Source organism: Peptacetobacter sp. AB800 (genome assembly GCF_047807365.1).
Classification (GTDB): domain Bacteria; phylum Bacillota; class Clostridia; order Peptostreptococcales; family Peptostreptococcaceae; genus Peptacetobacter.
Window position 1 is genome coordinate 1 of sequence record NZ_JBLOUI010000088.1, and the last position, 1,185, is coordinate 1,185.

Consider the following 1,185-nt stretch of genomic DNA (forward strand, 5'->3'; position numbering starts at 1 on the left):
TTGATGTTTCTCATAGACATGCAGTTTTTACAATTCCAGAGGATTTAAGAGTATATTTCTATAGAAAGCGAGAGCTTTTAAAAGACTTACAAGATACTGCATATAAGGTATTGGATAGTTTTCATAAAAAGAAAACAAAAGGAGATTATGAATTAGGAGCAATTGCCGTAGTGCATACCTTTGGTGGAGATTTAAAATGGAATCCTCATATACATGTCTTATACACCGAAGGGGGAATAGATAGAAATAATAAGTGGTTTAAAAAATTAGATTTCATACCATATACATATATGAAAAAGGTATGGCGAAAGTTGGTACTAGATATAATAAAAAACAATTTTAGAGATAGAAAAACTAGAAATTTGATAAATAAGCTATATAAGAAAGAATTCTATGTAAATGCAGAAAGACGTTTAACTAATATAAAACAGGCAACTCAATATATAGGTAGATATTTGGCTAGACCAGCTATCGCTGAATATAGAATAACTAATTACGATGGGAGAAATGTGACCTACTGGTATGAGAACAAAATACCTAAAGAAAAAAGAGAAATAACTGTGGATGTATTAGAATTTATAGGTAAAATAACTCAACATATTCACCCGAAGGGTTTTAGAGTTGCAAGAAGATATGGTTTATATTCAAGGGTAAAAAATAAATTAAGCATAGAAATATTGAAATTATATAACTTTATGAAATATAGAAATATATCTAAGTTGCTAAGAAAAAAGAATTCAGTAAAGAAAAATTTTAAAGATAGATTACTAGAAACATTTGGAGTAAATCCTTATATTTGTAAAAATTGTGGGAAAGATATGATTCTATGGGAAATATGGCATTATAAATATGGATTAATATACAATGCTCTAGACAAATCAAATTATAAAAAAATAATCTACGAAGAAACTATAGAAAAAGAAATTTCTTTATATACAACAACACAAATAGAATTATTTTAAAAGTCTATTAATAAATAGGCTAGCTTTGCTATGCTCAAATATAAATAATAGTGTATAATTAACGTAATTAAAATTATTAGGAGAAAAAACATGCTAAAAGAATTAGAAGAAATGAGTAAAGGACAAAAGTTATACAATTATGAGTGTAAGTCTTGTGGATTTGAAAAAGGAGTACCAGAATTTATCTTAGAAGAATTAAGACAAGATGTGTTCTTTTCATCAG

1 protein-coding gene is annotated in these 1,185 nt (G+C 26.8%); it reads left to right on the forward strand.

What is annotated here, in order from left to right; genetic code table 11:
• Nucleotides 1-962, forward strand: a 962-nt coding sequence (locus ACK2WN_RS12140) for a transposase (protein ID WP_416155696.1), incomplete at its 5' end; no start/stop codon positions are given.
• Nucleotides 963-1,185: the final 223 nt, after the last annotated feature.